36 protein-coding genes are annotated in these 21,841 nt (G+C 53.6%); all 36 read right to left on the bottom strand.

The features are described 5' to 3' along the window. Positions 1–3: 3 nt before the first annotated feature. Entirely contained in the window at positions 4–963 is a 960-nt protein-coding gene (locus DWX75_RS02805; protein WP_118014782.1) for a DNA-directed RNA polymerase subunit alpha, read from the bottom strand. 49 nt (positions 964–1,012) lie between these two features. Further along, positions 1,013–1,606, bottom strand: coding sequence for a 30S ribosomal protein S4 (rpsD, locus tag DWX75_RS02810; protein WP_118014784.1), 594 nt, complete (start codon positions 1,604–1,606; stop codon positions 1,013–1,015). A 19-nt stretch (positions 1,607–1,625) separates the two neighbouring features. Further along, a complete protein-coding gene (gene rpsK, locus DWX75_RS02815; protein WP_005842142.1) occupies positions 1,626–2,018 on the bottom strand; it encodes a 30S ribosomal protein S11 in 393 nt (130 codons plus the stop codon). 17 nt (positions 2,019–2,035) lie between these two features. Next, the gene (gene rpsM, locus DWX75_RS02820) at positions 2,036–2,407 is read right to left on the bottom strand and encodes a 30S ribosomal protein S13 (RefSeq protein ID WP_118014788.1); all 372 of its coding nucleotides are present in this window, start codon (positions 2,405–2,407) and stop codon (positions 2,036–2,038) included. 26 nt (positions 2,408–2,433) lie between these two features. Next, complete coding sequence (gene rpmJ / locus DWX75_RS02825) at positions 2,434–2,547, bottom strand: 50S ribosomal protein L36 (protein WP_005842139.1); 114 nt, start codon at positions 2,545–2,547, stop codon at positions 2,434–2,436. Between the two features lie 133 nt (positions 2,548–2,680). After that, positions 2,681–2,899, bottom strand: a complete 219-nt coding sequence (gene infA / locus DWX75_RS02830) for a translation initiation factor IF-1 (protein WP_009645081.1) — start codon at positions 2,897–2,899, stop codon at positions 2,681–2,683. Between the two features lie 175 nt (positions 2,900–3,074). Beyond that, positions 3,075–3,719, bottom strand: a complete 645-nt coding sequence (locus DWX75_RS02835) for an adenylate kinase (RefSeq protein ID WP_118014790.1) — start codon at positions 3,717–3,719, stop codon at positions 3,075–3,077. Positions 3,720–3,735: 16 nt separating this feature from the next. Beyond that, complete coding sequence (gene secY, locus DWX75_RS02840; protein ID WP_118014792.1) at positions 3,736–4,992, bottom strand: preprotein translocase subunit SecY; 1,257 nt, start codon at positions 4,990–4,992, stop codon at positions 3,736–3,738. A 1-nt stretch (position 4,993) separates the two neighbouring features. After that, the gene (gene rplO, locus DWX75_RS02845; protein WP_005842128.1) at positions 4,994–5,434 is read right to left on the bottom strand and encodes a 50S ribosomal protein L15; all 441 of its coding nucleotides are present in this window, start codon (positions 5,432–5,434) and stop codon (positions 4,994–4,996) included. Positions 5,435–5,456: 22 nt separating this feature from the next. Beyond that, positions 5,457–5,642 (bottom strand): 50S ribosomal protein L30, encoded by a 186-nt coding sequence (rpmD, locus tag DWX75_RS02850; RefSeq protein ID WP_005842127.1) that lies wholly within the window; start codon positions 5,640–5,642, stop codon positions 5,457–5,459. A gap of 15 nt (positions 5,643–5,657) precedes the next feature. Further along, positions 5,658–6,164, bottom strand: a complete 507-nt coding sequence (gene rpsE, locus DWX75_RS02855; RefSeq protein WP_118014794.1) for a 30S ribosomal protein S5 — start codon at positions 6,162–6,164, stop codon at positions 5,658–5,660. A 25-nt stretch (positions 6,165–6,189) separates the two neighbouring features. Next, positions 6,190–6,549 carry a 50S ribosomal protein L18 gene (gene rplR / locus DWX75_RS02860; protein WP_036377745.1) on the bottom strand — a complete coding sequence of 120 codons (360 nt, stop codon included), beginning with the start codon at positions 6,547–6,549 and terminating at the stop codon, positions 6,190–6,192. Between the two features lie 30 nt (positions 6,550–6,579). Next, complete coding sequence (gene rplF, locus DWX75_RS02865) at positions 6,580–7,131, bottom strand: 50S ribosomal protein L6 (RefSeq protein ID WP_118014796.1); 552 nt, start codon at positions 7,129–7,131, stop codon at positions 6,580–6,582. 25 nt (positions 7,132–7,156) lie between these two features. Beyond that, complete coding sequence (rpsH, locus tag DWX75_RS02870) at positions 7,157–7,555, bottom strand: 30S ribosomal protein S8 (RefSeq protein ID WP_118014798.1); 399 nt, start codon at positions 7,553–7,555, stop codon at positions 7,157–7,159. A 32-nt stretch (positions 7,556–7,587) separates the two neighbouring features. Further along, positions 7,588–7,773 (bottom strand): type Z 30S ribosomal protein S14, encoded by a 186-nt coding sequence (locus tag DWX75_RS02875; protein ID WP_147369891.1) that lies wholly within the window; start codon positions 7,771–7,773, stop codon positions 7,588–7,590. A 14-nt stretch (positions 7,774–7,787) separates the two neighbouring features. After that, entirely contained in the window at positions 7,788–8,327 is a 540-nt protein-coding gene (gene rplE, locus DWX75_RS02880; protein ID WP_118014802.1) for a 50S ribosomal protein L5, read from the bottom strand. 20 nt (positions 8,328–8,347) lie between these two features. Next, positions 8,348–8,680: a 50S ribosomal protein L24 gene (gene rplX, locus DWX75_RS02885; protein ID WP_118014804.1), complete on the bottom strand. Its 333-nt coding sequence runs from the start codon at positions 8,678–8,680 to the stop codon at positions 8,348–8,350. Between the two features lie 18 nt (positions 8,681–8,698). After that, on the bottom strand, positions 8,699–9,067 hold the full coding sequence (rplN, locus tag DWX75_RS02890) for a 50S ribosomal protein L14 (protein ID WP_005842114.1): 369 nt from the start codon (positions 9,065–9,067) through the stop codon (positions 8,699–8,701). A 30-nt stretch (positions 9,068–9,097) separates the two neighbouring features. Next, entirely contained in the window at positions 9,098–9,355 is a 258-nt protein-coding gene (gene rpsQ, locus DWX75_RS02895) for a 30S ribosomal protein S17 (RefSeq protein WP_118014806.1), read from the bottom strand. 38 nt (positions 9,356–9,393) lie between these two features. Then, complete coding sequence (gene rpmC, locus DWX75_RS02900; protein WP_005842110.1) at positions 9,394–9,588, bottom strand: 50S ribosomal protein L29; 195 nt, start codon at positions 9,586–9,588, stop codon at positions 9,394–9,396. Then, complete coding sequence (rplP, locus tag DWX75_RS02905; RefSeq protein WP_118014808.1) at positions 9,578–10,021, bottom strand: 50S ribosomal protein L16; 444 nt, start codon at positions 10,019–10,021, stop codon at positions 9,578–9,580. Before rplP ends, rpmC begins: the two co-directional genes overlap by 11 nt. Next, complete coding sequence (gene rpsC, locus DWX75_RS02910) at positions 10,021–10,689, bottom strand: 30S ribosomal protein S3 (protein WP_118014810.1); 669 nt, start codon at positions 10,687–10,689, stop codon at positions 10,021–10,023. The genes rplP and rpsC overlap by 1 nt, the downstream gene beginning before the upstream one ends. Before the next feature lie 17 nt (positions 10,690–10,706). Continuing rightward, positions 10,707–11,042 (bottom strand): 50S ribosomal protein L22, encoded by a 336-nt coding sequence (gene rplV / locus DWX75_RS02915; RefSeq protein WP_199497502.1) that lies wholly within the window; start codon positions 11,040–11,042, stop codon positions 10,707–10,709. A 21-nt stretch (positions 11,043–11,063) separates the two neighbouring features. Then, positions 11,064–11,345 carry a 30S ribosomal protein S19 gene (gene rpsS / locus DWX75_RS02920; protein WP_118014814.1) on the bottom strand — a complete coding sequence of 94 codons (282 nt, stop codon included), beginning with the start codon at positions 11,343–11,345 and terminating at the stop codon, positions 11,064–11,066. A 49-nt stretch (positions 11,346–11,394) separates the two neighbouring features. Next, the gene (gene rplB / locus DWX75_RS02925; protein WP_118014816.1) at positions 11,395–12,222 is read right to left on the bottom strand and encodes a 50S ribosomal protein L2; all 828 of its coding nucleotides are present in this window, start codon (positions 12,220–12,222) and stop codon (positions 11,395–11,397) included. 23 nt (positions 12,223–12,245) lie between these two features. Continuing rightward, complete coding sequence (gene rplW / locus DWX75_RS02930; RefSeq protein WP_118014818.1) at positions 12,246–12,527, bottom strand: 50S ribosomal protein L23; 282 nt, start codon at positions 12,525–12,527, stop codon at positions 12,246–12,248. Then, positions 12,527–13,150: a 50S ribosomal protein L4 gene (rplD, locus tag DWX75_RS02935; RefSeq protein ID WP_118014820.1), complete on the bottom strand. Its 624-nt coding sequence runs from the start codon at positions 13,148–13,150 to the stop codon at positions 12,527–12,529. Before rplD ends, rplW begins: the two co-directional genes overlap by 1 nt. A gap of 23 nt (positions 13,151–13,173) precedes the next feature. Further along, entirely contained in the window at positions 13,174–13,818 is a 645-nt protein-coding gene (rplC, locus tag DWX75_RS02940) for a 50S ribosomal protein L3 (RefSeq protein ID WP_118014822.1), read from the bottom strand. An 18-nt stretch (positions 13,819–13,836) separates the two neighbouring features. After that, entirely contained in the window at positions 13,837–14,148 is a 312-nt protein-coding gene (gene rpsJ / locus DWX75_RS02945; protein WP_029540488.1) for a 30S ribosomal protein S10, read from the bottom strand. 174 nt (positions 14,149–14,322) lie between these two features. Continuing rightward, complete coding sequence (gene tuf / locus DWX75_RS02950) at positions 14,323–15,516, bottom strand: elongation factor Tu (RefSeq protein ID WP_118014824.1); 1,194 nt, start codon at positions 15,514–15,516, stop codon at positions 14,323–14,325. Positions 15,517–15,533: 17 nt separating this feature from the next. Then, on the bottom strand, positions 15,534–17,612 hold the full coding sequence (fusA, locus tag DWX75_RS02955; RefSeq protein WP_118014826.1) for an elongation factor G: 2,079 nt from the start codon (positions 17,610–17,612) through the stop codon (positions 15,534–15,536). Between the two features lie 33 nt (positions 17,613–17,645). Then, on the bottom strand, positions 17,646–18,116 hold the full coding sequence (rpsG, locus tag DWX75_RS02960; RefSeq protein ID WP_005842089.1) for a 30S ribosomal protein S7: 471 nt from the start codon (positions 18,114–18,116) through the stop codon (positions 17,646–17,648). Between the two features lie 58 nt (positions 18,117–18,174). Next, the gene (rpsL, locus tag DWX75_RS02965; RefSeq protein ID WP_005842087.1) at positions 18,175–18,558 is read right to left on the bottom strand and encodes a 30S ribosomal protein S12; all 384 of its coding nucleotides are present in this window, start codon (positions 18,556–18,558) and stop codon (positions 18,175–18,177) included. 70 nt (positions 18,559–18,628) lie between these two features. Next, positions 18,629–18,886, bottom strand: a complete 258-nt coding sequence (locus DWX75_RS02970) for a ribosomal L7Ae/L30e/S12e/Gadd45 family protein (RefSeq protein ID WP_118014828.1) — start codon at positions 18,884–18,886, stop codon at positions 18,629–18,631. A 255-nt stretch (positions 18,887–19,141) separates the two neighbouring features. Beyond that, on the bottom strand, positions 19,142–21,145 hold the full coding sequence (gene tkt, locus DWX75_RS02975) for a transketolase (protein ID WP_118014829.1): 2,004 nt from the start codon (positions 21,143–21,145) through the stop codon (positions 19,142–19,144). 295 nt (positions 21,146–21,440) lie between these two features. Next, a complete protein-coding gene (gene aroH, locus DWX75_RS02980) occupies positions 21,441–21,800 on the bottom strand; it encodes a chorismate mutase (RefSeq protein ID WP_118014831.1) in 360 nt (119 codons plus the stop codon). Positions 21,801–21,841 lie beyond the last annotated feature (41 nt).

The following is a 21,841-nucleotide window of genomic DNA, read 5'->3' on the forward strand; positions in this document are numbered from 1 at the left end:
CTGTCAGTCGTTGTTTTGTTTGAGCGTTAAACCGAGTTCCTCGAGCTTCTTCTTGACTTCCTCAAGAGATTTGCGTCCGAGGTTGCGGACCTTCATCATGTCGTCTTCCGTCTTCTCAGCAAGGTCTGCGACCGTGTTGATATTGGCGCGTTTGAGACAGTTGAAGGAACGTACGGAGAGGTCGAGATCTTCGATGGTCATATCGAGAACCTTCGAAGAATTATCCTCTTCCTCCTCCGGGAAGGATGCTTCTTCCTCCTCCACTTCCTCCGGCAGCCCGTCCATGTTCTGGAACAGCTTGAGGTGCATGACGAGGATACCGGCAGCCTTGCTGACGGCTTCCTCCGGGCGCAGCGAACCATCCGTCCAGACCTCGAGGATCAGGCGGTCATAGTCCGTCACGTTGCCAACACGCGTATCCTGTACCGTGTAGTTCACGCGCTTGACCGGAGAGAAAATGGAATCGATTGGAATGACGCCAATCGTGTCGTCCGGCTTCTTGTTCTTGTCAGCCGGCACATAGCCGCGGCCACGCTCAACCGTCATCTCAATCTTGAGCTTGCCGTCAGCGTTGACCGTAGCGATGTGAAGATCCGGGTTGAGGACCTCGATGTCGGCATCACAGATGATGTCGGCAGCCGTGACCTCTTTCTCACCCTCAACGTCAATGCGGATGACGCGCGGCTCATTGCCCGTCATCTTGAGGCAGAGCTCCTTGAGGTTGAGCACGATGTTCGTGACATCGTCCCGGACGCCCGGAATCGTGGAGAACTCATGGAGCACGCCATCGATCCGGATGGAGGTAATCGCAGCACCTTCGAGAGAAGACAGGAGCATGCGGCGCAGGCTGTTGCCGAACGTCGTGCCGTAACCGCGCTCGAGTGGCTCGCAGATGAACTTGCCATAGCGGTTGTCTTCACTGATTTCCGCAATTTCAATTTTCGGTTTCTCGATGTCTATCATCTTGAATGAACCTCCTCAATAACACTATGCGCACAGGCACAAATATTCATTATTTGGAGTACAACTCGACGATAGCCTGCTCGTTGACAGGAACATCGATCTCATCACGGTTCGGGAAACGCGTTACCGTACCCGTGAGGTTGGCCTGATCGGCCTGGAGCCAAGCCGGAGCGGACAGGGCGTTGCTGCTCTCCTTGAGCTCCTTGAAGAATGCATTGCTCTGGCTCTTCTCTGCCACAGCGATCACATCGCCGACTGCAACGAGTGCGGACGGGATGTCAACGCGCTTGCCGTTGACCGTGAAATGGCCATGACGGACGAGCTGACGAGCCTGACGGCGCGTGTTGGCGAGGCCAAGGCGGAAGACAACGTTGTCGAGGCGGCGCTCGAGAAGGCCGAGGAGGTTTTCACCCGTAACGCCCTGCATCTTCTTTGCTTTATCGTAGTATCCACGGAACTGCTTCTCGAGCACACCGTAGATGAACTTTGCTTTCTGCTTTTCTTTCAGCTGCGTGCCATACTCGGAAACCTTGCGGTTCGTGCGGCGGAGCTGACGCTTCGATTCTTTGGAACGACCAATAACAGCCGGCTCGATGCCAAGGGCACGGCATCTCTTCAGGGCTGGTACTCTATCAATTGCCATCGGTTAAATGCACCTCCTATTATACTCTTCTACGCTTCGGCGGACGGCAGCCATTGTGCGGAATCGGAGTAACATCTTTGATCATGTTGACTTCGAGGCCCGTTGCCTGCAGGGAACGGATTGCGGCTTCACGGCCGGCACCAGGACCCTTAACGTAAACTTCGACCTGCTTGAGGCCATGCTCCATAGCTGCCTTTGCAGCCGTCTCAGCTGCCATCTGTGCAGCAAACGGCGTGCTCTTGCGGGAGCCGCGGAAACCAAGGCCGCCTGCGCTGGCCCAGGAAAGTGCATTACCGCTCTTATCGGTGAGCGTAACGATTGTGTTGTTGAACGTAGAGCTGATATGTGCTACGCCATATTCAATGTTCTTACGAACTTTTTTCTTCGTGCGAACTGCTTTCTTAACTGCCACCAGTTAACCCTCCTTTATTAGTCCTTTTTCTTGCCTGCTACAGCCTTTTTCGGGCCTTTACGCGTGCGGGCGTTGTTCTTTGTGTTCTGTCCACGGACAGGAAGACCAAGACGGTGGCGACGACCACGGTAGCAGCCGATATCAACGAGTCTCTTGATGTTCATCTGGCGCTCGCGGCGAAGGTCACCTTCAACCACGACGTTCTTATCGATGACATCACGAAGTTTTACAACTTCGTCCTCCGTGAGGTCTCGCATACGAGTATCCGGATTGATGCCAGTCATCTTCAGGAGATCCTGAGAAGTCTTGAGACCAATACCAAAAATGTACGTCAAAGCAATTTCAATTCTCTTGTCACGGGGTAAATCTACACCGGCAATACGTGCCATTAATAAAGCACCTCCTTATTCATTCATTAACCTTGTCTCTGTTTGTGTTTCGGATTTTCGCAGATGACCATTACACGGCCTTTGCGCTTGATGATCTTGCATTTCTCGCAAATCCGCTTTACTGACGGTTTTACCTTCATCGTTATATGCCCCCTTTTCGATATTGTCAGTCTTGTCATTTTGCTAGTATACCATGTTTCTTCGCTCCTGCCTAGTGGCAAAGGCGAAAAAAGTCAAATATTTTTTTATGACGGGCAAAATGAACAATTTGACTTATTTGAATCGGTAGGTTATACGGCCACGCGTTAAGTCATAAGGCGTGAGTTCAATCGTGACTTTGTCACCGGGAAGGATGCGGATGAAATTCATGCGGATCTTTCCGGATACATGCGCCAGTACAACATGACCATTCTCCAGCTCAACCTGGAACATTGCATTCGGCAGTGCCTCCAGGACTTTGCCTTCTACTTCAATAACATCTTGCTTCGACATGTCAGTTCTCCTTGTCATAGAAATTGGTTGGGCCAAAGTCATCTAAGGAGCTTCTGCATAATCTTTCAATGCCATGCCCAACAACAGGTTGTCATTTTCCTCTAATCATTGTAATGGGCGGCCACTGGCCGCCCTTACAACACTTCTATCAATTCGGTGAATTCACCGGCAATCCTCAAGCCTTCAAGGCATCAATGAGGTCCTGCGTGACTTTGTCGATTGCCTGTCTGCCATCGACTTCCGTATAGACACCGGCTTTTTTGTAATAGTCGATGAGCGGCTTCGTGGAAGCCTCGTATACGGAAAGGCGATTCTTCATCGTCTCCGCGTTATCATCTGCACGCTGGAAAAGTTCGCTGCCACATTCGTCGCAGATGCCTTCCTTCTTCGGCGGATTGAACTTCGTGTGATACGTAGCTCCGCACTTCTTGCAGATGCGGCGGCCGACTGCACGCTCGATGAGATCCGCAGCCGGAACGCTGATGTTCAGGACGCGCGTCAGGGAAAGACCGAGATCCTTGAGGATTCCCGTCAGGGCATCGGCCTGTTCGACGGTGCGCGGGAAGCCATCGAGGATGAATCCCTTCTTGCAGTCGTCTTTGGCGAGACGCTCACGAACAATGCCGATCGTGACTTCGTCCGGAACAAGTTTGCCTGCGTCCATGCATGCCTTCGCCTGCTTGCCGAGTTCCGTTCCTTCCTTGACAGCTGCACGGAACATATCGCCTGTGGAGATGTGCGGAATGCCGAACTCTTTGACAAGATTAGCCGCCTGCGTGCCTTTACCGGCACCCGGGGGGCCCATTAACAAGATATGCATAATGTACTGCCTCCTCTTATTTCATGAACCCTTCGTAGTGACGCATGACGACCATGGATTCGATCTGCTTCATGGTCTGGAGCGCAACGCCCACGACGATGAGCAGGGCCGTACCGCCGAAGTAAACGCCTTCGATATGAGTTGCCGCAGCAATCATATTCGGCAGGACGGCGATAAAGGCCAGGAACACGGAACCCGCAAGCGTGATACGAGTCATGACATGATCCAAATAATCTGCCGTTGGCTGTCCAGGGCGGATGCCCGGGATGAAACCACCGTATTTTTTCAGATTCTCTGCCATATCCGATATCTTTACAGTAACCGCAGTATAGAAATAAGTGAAGAAGATGATCAGGCCGACGTAAAGCGCCGTCTGAAGCGGCTTGCCCCACTCAAGATAACTGGCAACGGTCTTTACCCAGGGTACATCAATAAACTGGGCAATGGTTACTGGAAACATCAGCACGGATGACGCAAAGATGATTGGGATAACACCCGCCTGATTGACTTTCAGGGGGATGTGGCTGGAATGACCACCATAGGCTCTCTGACCGACCACTCTCTTGGCATACGAGATGGGAATGCGGCGGAAGCCTGTCTCAATGTAAACGACGAACATGACCATCGCGAGCGCGATGACGCCGAACATGAATACACTGAAATAGCTGATGGTGCCAGCCTGTACGTAATGGTAAAGAGTTCCAAGGTTCTTCGGAAGAGCCGCGACGATACCGGCAAAGATGATCAAGGAGATACCGTTGCCGACACCCTGTGCCGTAATCTGCTCACCGACCCACATGAGGAAGACCGTCCCCGCTGTGAGGGTGATGGCAATGATGAGGATGTTCACCGGATTCGGATTGAGGATGGCGGACTTGAGGCCAATGGACATGCCAATTGCCTGCAGGAACGCCAGCACCACCGTGAGGTAGCGCGTGACCTGGGTCGTCTTCTTGTGACCTTCCTCGCCTTCCTTGGACCACTGCTCGAGCGTCGGGATGACGACATTGAGCAGCTGGATGATGATAGCCGCATTGATGTACGGCGTGATACTCATCGCGAAGATGGAAAATTTACTGAACGCACCGCCAGAAAAGAGGTCTAACAGACCAAACAGGTTGCCGTTGGCGAAGAGCTTCTCAAGCGCCGTCGGGTCAACCCCCGGAACGGGGATATGCGTCCCCATCCGGAAGACGGCAAACATGATCAGCGTGAAAATGATCTTTTGCCGAAGTTCTGGAATCTTAAAGATGTTGCCAAGGGCTGAGAGCACCTCAGATCACCTCTACTTTGCCACCTGCTGCCGTAATCTTCTCTTCTGCGGATTTCGTGAAGCCGTTTGCACGAACCGTCAGCTTCTTCGTAAGCTCGCCATTGCCGAGGATACGGATGCCGTCCTGCACGTTCTTCAGGATACCGGATTCAACGAGCACAACTGGATCAACCGTCGTGCCATCTTCAAAGCGGTTCAGCGTCTCGACGTTGACCTCAGCAAAGGTCTTAGCCCAGACATTCTTGAAGCCGCGTTTCGGGAGACGACGGTAAATCGGCATCTGGCCGCCTTCAAAACCCGTGCGTACGCCACCGCCGCTGCGGGAATTCTGGCCCTTCATGCCGCGGCCAGCCGTCTTGCCGTTGCCGGAGCCGAGGCCGCGACCGACGCGGTTGCGAACCTTGCGGGAACCAGCTGCTGGCTGTAATTCATGTAATTTCATCTAGTACACCTCCTGTTCCGTCTTAGTCTGCGATTTCTTCTACCTGGATCAGATGCTCGACCTTGTGGAGCTGGCCACGGATGGCCGGGTTGTCCGGAAGCTCAACAACGGAGTTGATCTTGCGCAGTCCAAGAGCACGAACGGTCTTGCGCTGCGTTTCCGGGCGGCCGATCAAGCTTCTCTTCAGCGTGACTTTAACTTTTGCCATTTTGTGAGCCTCCTATTAACCTAAGATTTCCTGAACCGTCTTGCCACGGAGCTCAGCAACAGCCTCTGCACGCTTGAGTGCCTTGAGGCCTTCCATCGTTGCGCGGACCATGTTGTTCGGGTTTGCGGAACCGAGGGACTTCGTCAGGATATCGCGGATACCTGCGAGCTCAAGGATGGCACGAGCCGGGCCGCCGGCGATAACACCAGTACCTTTTGCAGCCGGCTTCATCATGACTTTGCCGGCACCGAAGACACCGATCATCTCATGAGGAATCGTGCGGTTGTCGTAAAGAGCAACCTCGATGAGGTTCTTCTTTGCATCCTCGACACCCTTGCGGATTGCTTCCGGAACCTCAGCAGCTTTGCCGAGGCCAACGCCTACTTTACCTTTCTTGTTGCCAACGACAACAAGGGCGCTGAACGAGAAGCGACGGCCGCCCTTGACGACTTTCGCTACTCGATTGATATATACAACTTTCTCCTCGAACTCAGGAGTCTCGTTGTCCATATTTCTAGCCATTCATTTACCTCCTTCAGACGTTATCTTAGAATTTCAGACCAGCTTCACGAGCTGCTTCTGCGAGAGCTGCAACACGGCCATGATAAACATAACCGCCACGGTCGAATACGACTTCCGTGATGCCCTTTTCAAGAGCACGCTTGGCGACTTCAGCACCGACAGCCTTAGCTGCTTCGATGTTGCCGCCGTAGTTCTCAAAACCCTTGTCCTGGGAGCTTGCGGAGACGAGCGTTACGCCCTTCTCATCATCGATAACCTGCGCATAGATGTTTGCGAGGCTGCGATATACGTTGAGGCGCGGACGAGCCGCCGTGCCTGCGATATGGTTGCGGACACGCAGATGACGTTTCTGACGTGCCTTGTTCTTATCTGCTTTAAGAAGCACAGAGATTCACTCCTTTCCCGAATGCGTTCCTTATTTCTTACCCTTAGCGCCGGCTTTACCTTCCTTGCGGCGGATATGCTCACCAGCGTATTTGATGCCCTTGCCTTTGTACGGCTCCGGCTCACGGAAGCCGCGGATCTCAGCTGCGATCTGGCCGACAACTTCCTTATCGATGCCCTTTACCGTGATGGCATTGGCGGACGGTACGTCGAACTCAATGCCCTGCGGCGGCTCGACGACAACCGGATGGGAGAAACCAAGGGACAGGTTGAGGTTCTTGCCCTGCTTCTGGGCACGGTAACCGACACCATTGATTTCGAGATTCTTGGAGAAACCTTCCGTTACGCCGACAACCATGTTGTGGATCAGCGTACGGGACAGACCGTGGAGGGATCTGTGCGTTTTATCGTCGGACGGACGCGTTACCGTGATAACGTTGCCTTCGACGGTTACTTTCATTTCCGGATGAATGTGGCGGGAAAGTTCACCTTTCGGGCCCTTTACTTTCACCAGATTGTCCTCGCCGAGCGTAACCGTTACGCCAGCCGGGATTTCAATCGGTGCTCTACCAATTCTTGACATCTGTACACCTCCTGACTACTATCAATTACCAAACGTAAGCGATGACTTCGCCGCCGAGACCAGCCTTGCGGGCCTGCTTGTCGCTCATGATGCCCTTGGACGTGGAAATGATGGCGATGCCGAGGCCGCCGAGAACACGCGGAAGCTCATCGTGCTTTGCGTACTGGCGAAGGCCCGGCTTCGAAATGCGTTTGATACCGGAGATGACCTTCTCGCGCTGAGGGCCATACTTGAGGGCGATCGTGATGACACCCTGCTTGTTGTCCTCCGTGAACGTGTAGTCTTTGATGAAACCCTCTTCCTTCAGGACCTCTGCAATAGCGGTCTTGATCTTGGAACCCGGGATTTCCACCTTCTCGTGGAATACAGAGTTTGCATTGCGCAAACGAGTCAGCATATCTGCAATAGGATCAGTCATTACCATTGAATCGATATCCTCCTTTCAAATGTCAATAATTACCAGCTGGCTTTGGTTACGCCAGGAATAGCGCCTTTGTAGCTCTGCTCGCGGAAGCAGATACGGCACATGTCGAACTTGCGCATGTAGCCATGCGGACGGCCGCAGATCTTGCAGCGGTTGTACTTGCGCGTGGAGAACTTCGGTTCTTTGCTCCACTTCTCAACCATAGACTTCTTAGCCAAGTTTCCTTACCTCCTTATGCTTTGAACGGCATACCCATGAGTTTCAGGAGCTCTCTGGCTTCTTCATCCGTCTGTGCCGTCGTAACAATTACAATGTTCATGCCACGGATCTTATCGATTTTATCATACTCGATTTCCGGGAAGATGAGCTGCTCTTTGAGGCCGACTGCGTAGTTGCCGCGGCCGTCGAAAGCCTTATCCGATACACCACGGAAGTCACGGACGCGCGGGAGAGCAACGTTCATGAACTTATCGAGGAACTGGTACATACGCGTGCCGCGCAGCGTTACTTTGCAGCCGATCGGCATGCCCTCACGCAGCTTCCAGGCTGCGAGGGACTTCTTTGCACGAGTCAGAAGCGGCTTCTGGCCAGCGATGATCGTCAGATCGCTCACTGCTGCATCGAGGGCCTTCGGGTTGCCGACAGCCTCGCCAACACCCATGTTGATGATGACCTTCTCGATTTTCGGGAGCTGCATCACGTTCTTGTAGCCAAACTTCTCCGTCATGGCTTTGCAGACTTCGTTCTGGTATTTTTCCTGTAATCTATCCACTTATGTTCCTCCTTTCTCGCTTATTTCGTCTGGTCGATGACTTCGCCGCACTTCTTGCAGGCACGGACCATCTTGCCATTGACTTCCTTGTGGGCAACGCGCGTTGCCTTCTTGCAAGCCGGGCAGACGACCATGACTTTGCAGGCATGCATCGGAGCTTCCTTCACGAGGATGCCGCCCTGCGGAGCCTTCTGGTTCGGTTTCGTGTGACGCTTTACTTTGTTGACGCCCTCGACGATAACCTTGCCCTTCTTCGGCATAGCCGTGATGACTTTGCCCTGTTTGCCTTTATCCTTACCGGACAGCACGACGACCGTGTCGCCCTTCTTAACGTTCAGTTTTACGAGTGACAAAATAGCACCTCCCCACAATTAAAGTACTTCAGGAGCCAGGGAAACGATCTTCATGAAGTCTTTATCGCGAAGCTCTCTGGCTACTGGTCCAAAAATACGCGTGCCCTTCGGCGTCTTGTCGTCCTTGATGATGACAGCGGCATTCTCGTCGAAGCGGATGTACGAGCCATCTGCACGGCGCAGGCCCTTGACGCTGCGGACTACGACTGCCTTCACGACATCGCCCTTCTTGACCGTGCCGCCAGGAGCAGCAGACTTAACTGCAGCTACGATAATATCACCAATGTTAGCGTACTTGCGATAGGAACCGCCGAGCACGCGGATGCACATGATCTCTTTTGCACCCGTGTTGTCACCAACATTCAGGATGGTTTGCTGTTGGATCATTGTTTGACCTCCTTCTTCGATAATTTTGGATTATTTTGCACGCTCGATGACTTCAACAACTCTCCAGCGCTTCGTCTTGGAAAGCGGGCGGGTTTCCATGAGGGATACCTTGTCGCCTACATGTGCGTCGTTCTTCTCATCATGTGCATGGAACTTTACCGTTCTCTTGACCGGCTTTTTGTAAAGCTTGTGCTGCTCGAGTTCCTCGACTGCAACCACAACGGTCTTGTCCATCTTATCGGAGATGACTTTACCAATTTTCGTCTTACGTACGTTTCTTTCGCTCATCAGGGAGCCTCCTTCCTTTTGCATATCAGTTTCCGTGATTAAGCCTTGAGCTCGTTCTCACGCTGGATCGTCTTGATGCGGGCGATCGTCTTCTTTACTTCTTTGATACGCATCGGGTTCTCAAGCTGGCCGGTGGCAAGCTGGAAACGGAGGTTGAACAGCTCCTCTTTGAGCGAAGCAAGTTTCTGGTTGAGTTCCTCAGCATTCATCTCGCGAATCTCATTAACCTTCATTTACTTCACCGCCCTCTGCTTTATTATCTTCCTTCATAACGAACTTCGTCTTGATCGGGAGCTTGTGACCAGCGAGACGCATAGCTTCCATTGCGATCTCCTTGGAAACGCCGTCCATCTCGAAGAGGACGCGGCCCGGCTTAACAACAGCTACCCAGTACTCCGGCGAACCTTTACCGGAACCCATGCGGGTCTCGGCCGGTTTAGCCGTTACCGGCTTATCCGGGAAAATCTTGATCCAGACCTGGCCGCCACGCTTGATGTAACGCGTCATGGCGATACGAGCTGCCTCGATCTGACGGTTCGTGATCCAAGCCGGCTCGAGGGCTACGAGGCCATACTGGCCATGGCTAACCGTATTGCCGCGATGAGCCTTGCCCTTCATACGGCCACGGAACTGCTTGCGATATTTGACTCTCTTTGGTAATAACATTAAGCTTCGCTCCCTTCAGCTGCAGCCTTCTGCTGCTTTCTTTCCGGAAGAACTTCGCCCTTGAAGATCCAGACCTTTACGCCGATGCGGCCATAAGTCGTGTGAGCTTCTGCCGTACCATAATCGATATCAGCACGGAGCGTATGAAGTGGAATACTTCCTTCACGATACGATTCCTTACGTGCGATCTCTGCACCGCCGAGGCGACCGCTGCAAGCGATCTTGATGCCCTTGGCGCCGAGGCGCATCGTGCGGCCAACTGCCTGCTTCATCGCGCGGCGGAAAGCGATGCGGCGTTCGAGCTGCTGAGCGATGTTCTCAGCAACGAGCGTTGCGTCCATATCCGGCTGTTTGATTTCTGCAATGTTGATGTCCACGCGCTTCGTCGTGTAATTCTTCAGACCCTCTTTGATCTGCTCGATGCCCGAACCGCCACGGCCGATGACCATGCCCGGCTTAGCCGTGTGGATCGTGATCTTCAGGCGGTTCTTGCTGCGCTCCGTCTCAATTCTGGAAACACCAGCTGCCTGAAGGCTCTGCTTCAGATAATCACGGATCTTGATATCTTCATGCAGGTTTGCTGCAAAATCTTTATCTGCATACCACTTAGCATCCCAATCCTTGACAATGCCAAGACGAATACCATGCGGATTTACTTTCTGACCCAAACCGTTTCCCTCCTTACTCAGTTCTTCTCGTCAACGACGATGGTTACATGGGACGTACGCTTCAAAATCTTGAAGGCCTGTCCACGGGAACGCGGATGGATGCGCTTGAGCGTCGGGCCCTGGTCGACGAATGCCGTCTTGACGAAGAGCTTCTCGACGTCCATATCAAAGTTGTTCTCAGCGTTTGCAACAGCAGAACGCAGAACCTTCTCAACTACTTCAGCGCCAGCCTTCGGCGTGAATTTCAGAATCGCGAACGCTTCAGCGACGTTCTTGCCACGGATGAGATCCATGACCACACGAACTTTGCGCGGAGCGATGCGAACATATTTAGCTACTGCTTTCGATTCCACAAGGATTCTCCTTTCGCAAAATTATTTCAGAGCGGTCTTTCTCTCTTCGCCTGCATGGCCCTTGAAAGTACGCGTCGGAGCGAACTCACCGAGCTTGTGGCCAACCATGTCTTCCGTGATGTAAACGGGGACATGCTTGCGGCCGTCATGAACAGCAATCGTATGACCAACGAACTCCGGGAAAATCGTGGAGCTTCTCGACCAGGTCTTAACAACTTTCTTATCGTTAGCCTCGTTCAGGGCCGTGATCTTCTTCATCAGGCTCTCTGCAACGTAAGGTCCTTTTTTAATAGATCTTGACAAAGTGTCTCCTCCTTTCGTCAGGCGGCACTAGGCTGCCTGTCGATTTCTATTATTTCGTGCGTCCTTTGACGATGAGCTTGTCGGAAGCCTTCTTGCGACGGGTCTTGGCACCCATTGCGCATTTGCCCCACTTCGTAACAGGGTGCTTGCGGCCAACAGGAGAACGGCCCTCGCCGCCGCCATGCGGATGATCGTTCGGGTTCATGGCAACGCCGCGGTTCTCCGGGCGAATGCCGAGCCAGCGGGAACGGCCAGCCTTGCCGAGCGTGATGTTCTCGTGCTCGAGGTTGCCGACTTCACCGATCGTTGCACGGCAGTTGATGTGGACTTTGCGAAGCTCGCCGGACGGCATGCGGAGGAGTGCATAATCGCCTTCCTTAGCCATGAGCTGAGCGGACGTACCAGCACTGCGAACGAGCTGTGCGCCCTTGCCGATCTTCAGCTCAACGTTGTGTACCGTAGTACCAACCGGGATGTTCTTGAGCGGAAGTGCGTTGCCGACCTTGATATCAGCGTCCGGGCCGGAAACGACCTGATCGCCGACCTTGAGGCCGTTCGGTGCGAGGATGTAGCGCTTCTCGCCGTCTACGTAGTTGAGCAGAGCGATGCGAGCGCTGCGGTTCGGATCGTACTCAATCGTAGCGACGCGAGCCGGGATACCGTCTTTCGTGCGCTTGAAGTCAATGACACGATAGAGACGCTTGTGGCCGCCGCCCTGATGACGGACGGTCAGACGGCCCTGCTGATTGCGGCCGCCCGTTTTCTTGAGGCGTTCCGTCAGGGACTTCTCAGGCTTGCTTGCCGTGATCTCATCGAACGATGCGACCGTCATGAAGCGTCTGCCTGCAGAATATGGTTTAAAACTCTTTACTGCCACTTAAGTGTACCTCCTTTTCTCGATTATGCTTCGAAGAACTCGATGCTTTCGCCAGCAGCGAGCTTCACGATAGCTTTTTTATAGTCAGGGCGCTTGCCAGACGTGCGGCCCATGCGTTTCGTTTTGCCAAGTACGTTGACCGTATTGACCTTTTCAACCTTGACGTTGAAGATTTCAGCGACTGCTTTGGCAATCTCAATCTTGTTGGCTGCTTTCGCAACAACGAAGACGTACTTGCCTTCAGCCATGAGCTGAGTCGTTCTCTCAGTGATCAGCGGACGGATCAGGATATCACGTGCTTCCATTATGCGAATACCTCCTCGATGCGGGTGATGGCATCCTTCGTGATGAACAGCTTGCCATGATTCAGGATATCATAGACATTCAGTCCCAGCGCCTGGATAGCTTTTGCACCCGGAATGTTGCGTGCGGATTTCTCAACGTTCTCTGCCTCGTCAGCCGTGACGAAGAGAGCCTTGGAATCTACGCCGAAGTCGCCGAGCATCTTGACAACCTGCTTCGTCTTCGGAGCATCGAAATCGAGGCTCTCGAGAACGATCAGATCGCCGCTCTTGACCTTATCGGAAAGTGCGCATTTGAGAGCGAGACGACGCTGCTTGCGCGGCATGGAGAAAGCATACTTGCGCGGATGCGGTCCGAAAACCGTACCACCGCCGACCCACAGCGGGCTGCGCGTCGAACCAGCGCGGGCACGGCCCGTGCCTTTCTGCTTCCAGGGCTTGCGGCCACCGCCACGGACAAAGCCGCGCGTTTTCGTGGCATGCGTGCCAAGGCGCTGAGCTGCGAGCTGCATAACAACGGCCTGATGCAGGAGGCCTGCATTCATCTCTACGCCGAAGATGCTGTCATTCAATTCGATATCGCCAACCTGATTGTTGGTGATGTCATAAACTGCTACTGTAGCCATAATTGTTGGTGTCCTCCTTCCAATCAGTTTTTGCCCGGCTTAACGGTGCTCTTGATCACAACGAAGCTCTTCTTCGGGCCCGGAATTGCGCCCTTGATGAGGATAAGGTTGCGGTCTGCATCGACACGGACGACCGTGAGGCGCTGAACCGTAACGCGCTCGCCACCCATGCGGCCCGGGAGCTTCTTGCCCTTGAGGACACGTCCACCAGGACCGGAAATCATGGCACCAGTGGAACCCGGCTCACGATGGGATTTGGAACCATGTCCCATAGGACCACGAGCGAAGTTGTGACGTTTGATACCGCCGGCAAAACCCTTACCTTTGGAAGTACCCGTAACATCAACCAGTTCTCCAGCACTAAATATGTCAACGCCGATGGAATCACCGACTTTATATTCAGAAGCATCTGCAAGACGCATCTCGCGAATGAACTTTACAGGGCTTACGCCAGCCTTCTCGAAATGGCCTTTCAGGGGTTTGTTTACTTTATTTTCTTTAACTTCACCGAAGCCGAGCTGTACTGCGTTGTAGCCGTCAGACTCAACCGTCTTGTTCTGGATCACGATGTTGTTGCCAGACTCTACGACCGTAACCGGGACAACTTTGCCTTCTTCCGTGAAGATCTGAGTCATACCAAGTTTTCTACCTAAGATAGCTTTAGACATTCATTCCACCTCCTCGGATTACAGTTTGATTTCGATGTCTACGCCTGCCGGCAGGTCAAGACGCATCAGAGCATCGACCGTTTTGTTGGTCGGCTGCAGAATGTCGATCAGACGCTTATGCGTGCGCATTTCAAACTGCTCACGGCTGTCCTTGTTGACATGCGGGGAACGCAGGATCGTATAGATGTTCTTTTCCGTCGGAAGAGGAATCGGACCGGATACCATTGCACCAGTCTTCTTTGCCGTATCGACAATCTTTACGGCACTCTGATCGAGGGCTTTATGATCATAAGCCTTCAAACGGATTCTGATTTTCTGCTGTTTCGACAATTTGTTTTCCTCCTTATCGTCCAGGCTCTTGGCCCAAACATTTCTCCGTAACAGTTCCCTCGGGTACACCCGAGCCATCTGCCACGTCATCGCATTGGGGGGTACCATATATATTTTAACCTTTAAATAAGAGCGACGCGAGCGCCGCTCTTATGAAAAGATTAAGTTTGAAGATTAGCCTTCGATTTCCGTTACGCGGCCAGCACCAACCGTGTGACCACCTTCGCGGATAGCGAAGCGCAGGCCCTTCTCGATAGCGATCGGGGTGATGAGCTCAACTTCCATCTCGACGTTATCGCCAGGCATAACCATCTCCGTGCCTTCCGGCAGTTTGACTACGCCAGTTACGTCCGTCGTGCGGAAGTAGAACTGCGGGCGATAGTTCGTGAAGAACGGCGTATGACGGCCACCTTCTTCTTTCGTCAGGACATAGACCTGAGCCTTGAACTTCGTGTGCGGATGAATCGTGCCCGGCTTTGCGAGAACCTGACCACGCTCGATCTCTTTGCGGTCGATACCACGGAGCAGAGCACCGATGTTATCGCCAGCCTCAGCGAAATCAAGCATCTTGCGGAACATCTCGATGCCCGTGACAACCGTCTGACGCGGCTCGTCCTGCAGACCAACGATCTCAACCGTATCGTTCATCTTGAGCTCACCACGCTCAACACGGCCCGTAGCAACCGTGCCGCGGCCAGTGATCGTGAAGACATCCTCGACCGGCATCAGGAACGGCTTAGCGTTGTCGCGCTCCGGCGTCGGGATATAATCATCAACAGCTTCCATGAGCTTGAGGATGTTCTTCTTCTGCTCTTCGTCGCCTTCGAGGGCCTTCAGAGCGGAACCAGCGATAACAGGGATGTCATCGCCCGGGAAGTCGTAGCTGGAGAGCAGCTCGCGAACTTCCATCTCAACGAGCTCGAGGAGCTCAGGATCGTCAACCTGGTCAACCTTGTTGAGGAAGACAACGATTGCCGGAACACCAACCTGACGAGCGAGCAGGATGTGCTCACGAGTCTGCGGCATCGGGCCATCAGCTGCGGAAACAACCAGGATAGCACCATCCATCTGAGCAGCGCCGGTGATCATGTTCTTGACATAGTCAGCATGGCCCGGGCAGTCAACGTGTGCATAGTGACGTTTCGGCGTCTCATACTCAACGTGAGCCGTGTTGATCGTGATACCGCGCTCACGCTCTTCCGGAGCCTTATCGATATCTGCATAGTCTTCGAAGGAAGCCTTGCAGCCTTCCGTCTCGGAAAGGACTTTCGTGATTGCAGCCGTCAGCGTCGTCTTGCCATGGTCAACGTGACCAATCGTACCGATGTTGACATGCGGTTTAGTTCTTTCAAACTTTTCTTTAGCCATTGTGATGTTTTCCTCCCTTATTCACCTTTGTTTTTTGCGACAATCTTGTCAGCAATATTTTTAGGAACTTCATCATAGTAAGCAACTTCCATGCTGTAGTTCCCGCGGCCCTGGGTCTTGGAACGCAAATCCGTCGAGTAACCGAACATCTCGGAGAGCGGAACGAAGCCGTTGATGACCTGGGAACCATTGCGTGCTTCCATGCCATCGATGCGGCCGCGGCGGGAGTTCAGGTCGCCGATAACGTCGCCCATGTACTCTTCCGGAACCGTGACTTCGACTTTAACATACGGCTCGAGGAGAACCGGATTTGCCTTTTCTGCGCCGTTGCGGAACGCCATGGAACCAGCAACCTTAAACGCTGCCTCCGAGGAGTCGACTTCGTGGAAGGAACCGTCAAAGACCGTTACCTTGACATCGACAACCGGATAGCCGGCAACAACGCCTGCTTCCATAGCCTGCTTGACGCCATCTTCGATCGGCTTGATGAATTCCTTCGGAATTGCACCGCCGACGACTTTGTTTTCGAATACAAAGCCTTCGCCCGGCTCCTGCGGCTCGAGCTTGAGCCAGCAGTGACCGTACTGGCCATGACCACCGGACTGGCGGACGAACTTGCCTTCTGCCTCGACAGACTTGCGGATCGTCTCGCGGTAAGCAACCTGCGGCTCGCCAACTTTGCAGTCGACCTTGAACTCGCGGAGCATACGGTCAACGATGATCTGCAGGTGAAGCTCACCCATGCCGGAGATGATTGTCTGGCCCGTTTCCTGGTCCGTGCGGACGCGGAAGGTCGGATCTTCTTCAGCGAGCTTCTGAAGGGCAACGCCCATCTTCTCCTGGTCGTTCTTCGTGGACGGCTCAACCGCAACGGAGATAACCGGATCCGGGAAGACCATGGACTCGAGGATGATCGGATGCTCTTCATCGCAGAGCGTGTCGCCCGTCGTCGTGTCCTTGAGGCCGACGGCAGCAGCGATATCACCGCTGTAAACGCGGTCAATTTCCTTACGGTTGTTGGCGTGCATCTGCAGGATACGGCCGATACGCTCTTTCTTGCCCTTCGTAGAATTGTACACGTAGGAGCCACCATCGAGGATACCGGAGTAAACGCGGAAGAATGCGAGCTTACCAACGTAAGGATCCGTCATGATCTTGAATGCGAGTGCGGAGAACGGAGCCTCGTCACTTGCCGGACGATGGTCTTCTTCACCCGTCTCAGGATTCACACCAGCGATCGGCGGGATATCCGTCGGAGCCGGCATGTAATCAACAATCGCATCGAGGAGCGGCTGAACGCCCTTGTTGCGATAGGAAGTACCGCAGGTAACCGGGCAGAGCTTGCACTCGACCGTACCCTTGCGGATGACCTTCTTAATCTCTTCCTCGGTGATCTCTTCACCGCCGAGGTATTTCTCCATGAAGTCATCATCGAGCTCAGAAAGAGCCTCGAGGAGGATCTCACGGTATTCTTCAGCCTGATCCTTCATGTCATCCGGGATTGCAACCTCATCCTCGACTTTGCCGAGATCGTCTTCATAGACGATGGCTTCCATCTTGACGAGATCGACGATACCCTTGAAGGAATCCTCAGCACCGATCGGCAGCTGGATGGCAACTGCATTTGCATTGAGGCGTTCCTTCATCATCTTGATGACGTTGAAGAAGTCCGCGCCGGTGATGTCCATCTTGTTGACATAAGCCATACGCGGAACGTTGTAGTTCTCAGCCTGACGCCAAACGGTTTCAGTCTGAGGCTCGACACCGCCGCGAGCAGTCAGGACTGCTACAGCGCCATCGAGTACGCGCAGGGAACGCTCAACCTCTACCGTGAAGTCCACGTGACCCGGCGTATCGATGATGTTGATGCGATGATTCTTCCAATGGCAGGTCGTTGCAGCGGACGTGATCGTGATACCACGCTCCTGCTCCTGAACCATCCAGTCCATCGTTGCGGCACCATCATGTACCTCGCCGATCTTGTGGTTTACACCCGTGTAGAAGAGGATACGTTCCGTGGTCGTCGTCTTACCGGCATCGATGTGAGCCATGATACCGATGTTACGAGTTTTTTCAAGGGAATACTCTCTTGCCACTTTTAATATCGCTCCTTAATGATATAGAAGGGATTACCAGCGATAATGTGCGAATGCCTTGTTGGCCTCGGCCATCTTATGCGTATCTTCCTTCTTCTTGATTGCTGCACCCGTGTTATTGGCAGCATCCATGAGCTCACCGGAAAGGCGCTCATCCATCGTCTTCTCACCGCGCAGGCGAGCGTAGTTGACGATCCAGCGAATGCCGAGCGTCATGCGACGATCCGGACGAACTTCAACCGGAACCTGGTAGTTTGCACCACCGACGCGGCGTGCGCGTACCTCGAGGACCGGCATAACGTTCTTGAGAGCAGTCTCAAAAACCTCGAGAGGATCCTTGCCCGTCTTGGCACGGATCGTCTCAAACGCATCATAAACGACGCGCTCTGCAACGCTCTTCTTACCGGAGAGCATTACCTTGTTGATGAATTTCGTAACCGTCTTGCTGTGGTACACCGGATCCGGCAGTACGTCGCGCTTCGGTACGGAACCTTTTCTTGGCATTGTTTTACCTCCTTCTTCATTAGCATATGTCTCCCGCCCTCAGGCAGGAATCCGTTTCTTATTTCTTCTTCGCTTTGGCTTTCTTCGCACCGTACTTGGAACGGCCCTGGCCGCGATCCTGCACACCGGCAGTATCGAGCGAACCACGGATGATGTGGTAACGAACACCTGGCAGGTCCTTGACACGACCGCCGCGAATCAGAACAACGCTATGCTCCTGAAGATTATGACCAATGCCTGGGATGTATGCGGTAACCTCGATGCTGTTCGTCAAACGAACACGGGCAACCTTACGCAGAGCCGAGTTCGGCTTCTTCGGCGTAGACGTGTAAACACGCGTGCAAACACCACGTTTCTGCGGGCAATTCTTGAGTGCTGGTGCTTTGGACTTCTCCTGCATGCTCTTTCTGCTCTTACGAACTAACTGATTGATAGTAGGCATACATGCACCTCCTTCCTTCATATTGAGAATTTATTATTTATTAAAACCCCGAAGCAGTGCTCCTGAGTTTTTAACAAATAGGCTGCTTGAGGACCGCCGCTGCCGCTGCACCGACTTCGATGCCGCACGCTTTGCCGAGCTCCTGCATTGTCTCTGCATGCTCAACCGTGACGCCATGCTCTTCACAGAGAAGAACGAGCGGCGCCGTCACGCGCTCATCTGCATCATCGGCGATGAAAACGCTCATCACGCTTTCCCGCTTCACAGCTTTGGAAACCTGCTTGATACCAATCACCCGACTGGCACTTTTCAGTGTATCCAGTGTCATTGCTTTCACTCTCCTGTATCACTAAATCGTGCGCTCAAATCAGGCACTCCTATAATATAACACCCTCCAAAACCCTTGTCAACACTTATTTTATAAAGATTTTCTTGTCCACGCACCCTAGCGTATCATTTTCTATATCAAGTGCGATAAAAAGGACATTTGTGTTATATATCCCTACATTTTGAGGATAAAAGATTACAAAAATAAGAGGCCTGCCAAAGCAAGCCCCTCATGTATACAAAACGATACGTTATTTTACTTGTTGGCAGCGATGACCTTCATGGCTGTTTCAACCACATGCTGCTTCGTGAAGCCGAACTTCTCAAAGAGCAGGTTGGCAGGTGCCGAGGCACCGAAGCCCTCCATGCAGACCGTAGCGCCGTCAAGGCCGACGTAGCGGCCCCAGCCGAAGCTCGAGAGTGCTTCAACGGCAACACGTGCGCGGACATCCTTCGGCAGGACGCTTTCCTTGTACTCAGCGCTCTGCTGCTCGAAGAGATCCATGCACGGCATGGAAACGACGCGAACGTCGATACCGCTCTTGGCGAGCTCTTCCTGTGCCTCAATGGCCAGCGAAACCTCAGAGCCCGTACCGATGAGGATACCATCCATGTTCGCAGTGTCCTTGGCTTCCGAAACGACGTAAGCCCCCTTCAGAGCATCCTTGCTGGAGCCCGGCAGCTGCGGCAGGTTCTGGCGCGTGAGCACGAGAGCCGTCGGCGTATGCTCGGACGTGACAGCCAGATACCAGCCGGCAGCCGTCTCCGTGGCATCGGCCGGACGGAAGACGTTGAAATTCGGCAGCGAGCGCAACATGGCAAGCTGTTCGATTGGCTCATGCGTCGGGCCGTCTTCGCCGACACCGATGCTGTCATGCGTCAGGACGTACGTCGTCGGCAGGTGCATGAGAGCTGCGAGGCGCATCATCGGCTTCATATAGTCGCTGAAGACGAAGAAGGTAGCGACATAAGCGCGCAGACCGCCGTGAAGCATCAGGCCGTTCTCGATGGCAGCCATGGCCAGCTCGCGGACGCCGAAGTGCAGGTTGCGGCCCGCATAATTCGTCTTGCTGAAATCGCTCTCGCCTTCCATATGCGTCTTGTTGGACGGTGCGAGGTCAGCACTGCCGCCGATGAGGTTCGGCATGATGTCCTTGAGGAAGTTGATCTTCTTGCCGGAGAGAGCACGCGTTGCCACAGCCTTCTCTTCCTTAGCCCAGAATGCATCGTTGTTGTAGAGAGCCTCAGCGTTGACAGCCGTGTGATATTTCTCCCAGCGTGCCTTGTCTTCCGGGAACTTCTCGCAGTACTCAGCGAACATCTTGTTCCAGGCAGCTTCTGCCTCTTCGCCTTTCTTGGCCTTCTCTGCATAATGCGCATAGACATCCTCCGGGATGTTGAAGGTCTTCTCAGGCTCCGGCCAGCCAAGGTTCTCCTTCAGGGCCTTGACGTTCTCATCGCCGAGCGGCTCGCCATGAGCGCTGGCCTTGCCCTGCTTGGCCGGGCAGCCGTAGCCGATCTGCGTGCGCACCGTGATGAAGGACGGATGCTCTTTATCTGCCTTGGCCTCTTCGATGGCCTTGCCGATGGCTTCAAGATCGTTGCCGTCCTCGACCGTGATCGTCTGGAAGCCGAAGGCACGCATGCGGGCCTGGACATCTTCCGTGAAGGCGATATCCGTGTTGCCCTCGATGGAGATCTTGTTGGAATCGTAGAGGACGATGAGCTTCGACAGGCCAAGCGTGCCGGCCAGCGAGAAGGCCTCGGAGGAAATGCCCTCCATCATGCAGCCGTCGCCGCCGAGCGCGAACGTGTAGTGGTCAACGACCGGATAGCCCGGGCGGTTGAACATCGATGCGAGATGTGCCTCTGCCATTGCCATGCCGACAGCCATGCCCATGCCAGCACCGAGCGGGCCCGTCGTGGCTTCTACACCGACCGTGTGGCCGTATTCCGGATGGCCCGGCGTCAGGGAACCGAGCTGACGGAACTGCTTCATATCGTCCATGGTCAGACCATAGCCGAAGAAGTGCAGCAGCGAGTACAGCATGGCCGAACCATGGCCGCCCGAGAGGATGAAGCGGTCGCGGTTTGCCCACTTCGTATCCTTCGGATTGTGATTCATATGGTTTGCCCACAGCTCATAGGCCATGGCTGCACTGCCGAGCGGCAGGCCAGGATGACCAGATTTTGCTTTCTGGATGGCGTCTGCAGACAGGACGCGGATCGCATTGACGCATTTCGTATCGATGTTACTCAAAACGTATCTCCCCTTACCATTTGATTCTGAAATGTTTTATTTTACTTATTCATTGTACAAGATTTTTCTGTAAAAGTACAGAGCCTGGCAATCCGTAAAATACAGATAACGGCCAAGAATGAGCACTCACAACATGATTCAACATAATTCAACTATATGCATATAAGAAAATAACATAAAAATCTTTTCTTATGTGCATATATTAAATCATTGGTTCGTTTCTTTTTCTTTTGTAAAAATAAACGGCAGATGCATCTGACACAAGCCATGCATCTGCCGTTTTTCAGTTCATAAATCAGCCGGCAATATCCGGACGAAGGCGTGCGGCTTTACCAAGATAGACATGCCGGATCTCCGCCTGTCTGAGGTCCGTATCGGCCAGGACAAGCACGCGAATGCAGAGCGGCAGGCTTCCCTCGATGGCACACTGACGCGCATCAAAGAGCGGCACGAGTTCAAAACCTGGAATACGGCGCACGCCAGCAGTCGGAAAAGACGCTGTGAGATCCTCCGTCATCGAAAAGATGACCGCGCCAATATCCTCGGGCTGCAGCGCATTGCGCTGCAGGATCTCCTGCATCATGTCCTGTGCTGCCTGCCAGATCTCTTCCTTCTCATTGTGTGCAACCGTGATTGCCCCGCGAATCCCTCTCATGCCGTTTCCTCCTCGGACAAATCGTTTTCCTGATCCTGCGC

The sequence above is a fragment of the Mitsuokella sp. AF21-1AC genome, from assembly GCF_003458855.1.
Taxonomy (GTDB): Bacteria; Bacillota; Negativicutes; order Selenomonadales; family Selenomonadaceae; genus Mitsuokella.

Excerpts from the sequence above, each read along its gene's own strand:
- rpsL (WP_005842087.1), bottom strand. The coding sequence starts at position 18,558 with ATGCCTACTATCAATCAGTTAGTTCGTAAGAGCAGAAAGAGCATGCAG.
- rplF (WP_118014796.1), bottom strand. The coding sequence starts at position 7,131 with ATGTCAAGAATTGGTAGAGCACCGATTGAAATCCCGGCTGGCGTAACG.
- rplD (WP_118014820.1), bottom strand. The coding sequence starts at position 13,150 with ATGGCTACAGTAGCAGTTTATGACATCACCAACAATCAGGTTGGCGAT.
- rpsE (WP_118014794.1), bottom strand. The coding sequence starts at position 6,164 with ATGGCTAGAAATATGGACAACGAGACTCCTGAGTTCGAGGAGAAAGTT.
- rplW (WP_118014818.1), bottom strand. The coding sequence starts at position 12,527 with ATGGAAGCACGTGATATCCTGATCCGTCCGCTGATCACTGAGAGAACG.
- rpsQ (WP_118014806.1), bottom strand. The coding sequence starts at position 9,355 with ATGAGCGAAAGAAACGTACGTAAGACGAAAATTGGTAAAGTCATCTCC.
- rpmJ (WP_005842139.1), bottom strand. The coding sequence starts at position 2,547 with ATGAAGGTAAAACCGTCAGTAAAGCGGATTTGCGAGAAATGCAAGATC.
- DWX75_RS02835 (WP_118014790.1), bottom strand. The coding sequence starts at position 3,719 with ATGCATATCTTGTTAATGGGCCCCCCGGGTGCCGGTAAAGGCACGCAG.
- rplP (WP_118014808.1), bottom strand. The coding sequence starts at position 10,021 with ATGTTATTACCAAAGAGAGTCAAATATCGCAAGCAGTTCCGTGGCCGT.
- infA (WP_009645081.1), bottom strand. The coding sequence starts at position 2,899 with ATGTCGAAGCAAGATGTTATTGAAGTAGAAGGCAAAGTCCTGGAGGCA.
- aroH (WP_118014831.1), bottom strand. The coding sequence starts at position 21,800 with ATGAGAGGGATTCGCGGGGCAATCACGGTTGCACACAATGAGAAGGAA.
- rpsM (WP_118014788.1), bottom strand. The coding sequence starts at position 2,407 with ATGGCACGTATTGCCGGTGTAGATTTACCCCGTGACAAGAGAATTGAA.
- rpmC (WP_005842110.1), bottom strand. The coding sequence starts at position 9,588 with ATGAAGGTTAATGAGATTCGCGAGATGAATGCTGAGGAACTCAACCAG.
- DWX75_RS02970 (WP_118014828.1), bottom strand. The coding sequence starts at position 18,886 with ATGACACTGGATACACTGAAAAGTGCCAGTCGGGTGATTGGTATCAAG.
- rplN (WP_005842114.1), bottom strand. The coding sequence starts at position 9,067 with ATGATCCAACAGCAAACCATCCTGAATGTTGGTGACAACACGGGTGCA.
- DWX75_RS02805 (WP_118014782.1), bottom strand. The coding sequence starts at position 963 with ATGATAGACATCGAGAAACCGAAAATTGAAATTGCGGAAATCAGTGAA.
- rplC (WP_118014822.1), bottom strand. The coding sequence starts at position 13,818 with ATGTCTAAAGCTATCTTAGGTAGAAAACTTGGTATGACTCAGATCTTC.
- rpsH (WP_118014798.1), bottom strand. The coding sequence starts at position 7,555 with ATGGTAATGACTGATCCTATTGCAGATATGCTGACTCGTTTGCGCAAT.
- rpsG (WP_005842089.1), bottom strand. The coding sequence starts at position 18,116 with ATGCCAAGAAAAGGTTCCGTACCGAAGCGCGACGTACTGCCGGATCCG.
- rplO (WP_005842128.1), bottom strand. The coding sequence starts at position 5,434 with ATGAAATTACATGAATTACAGCCAGCAGCTGGTTCCCGCAAGGTTCGC.
- tuf (WP_118014824.1), bottom strand. The coding sequence starts at position 15,516 with ATGGCTAAAGAAAAGTTTGAAAGAACTAAACCGCATGTCAACATCGGT.
- rpsD (WP_118014784.1), bottom strand. The coding sequence starts at position 1,606 with ATGGCAATTGATAGAGTACCAGCCCTGAAGAGATGCCGTGCCCTTGGC.
- rpmD (WP_005842127.1), bottom strand. The coding sequence starts at position 5,642 with ATGGCAAAAGTTAAAGTCACGCTGAAGAGAAGCTTGATCGGCCGCCCG.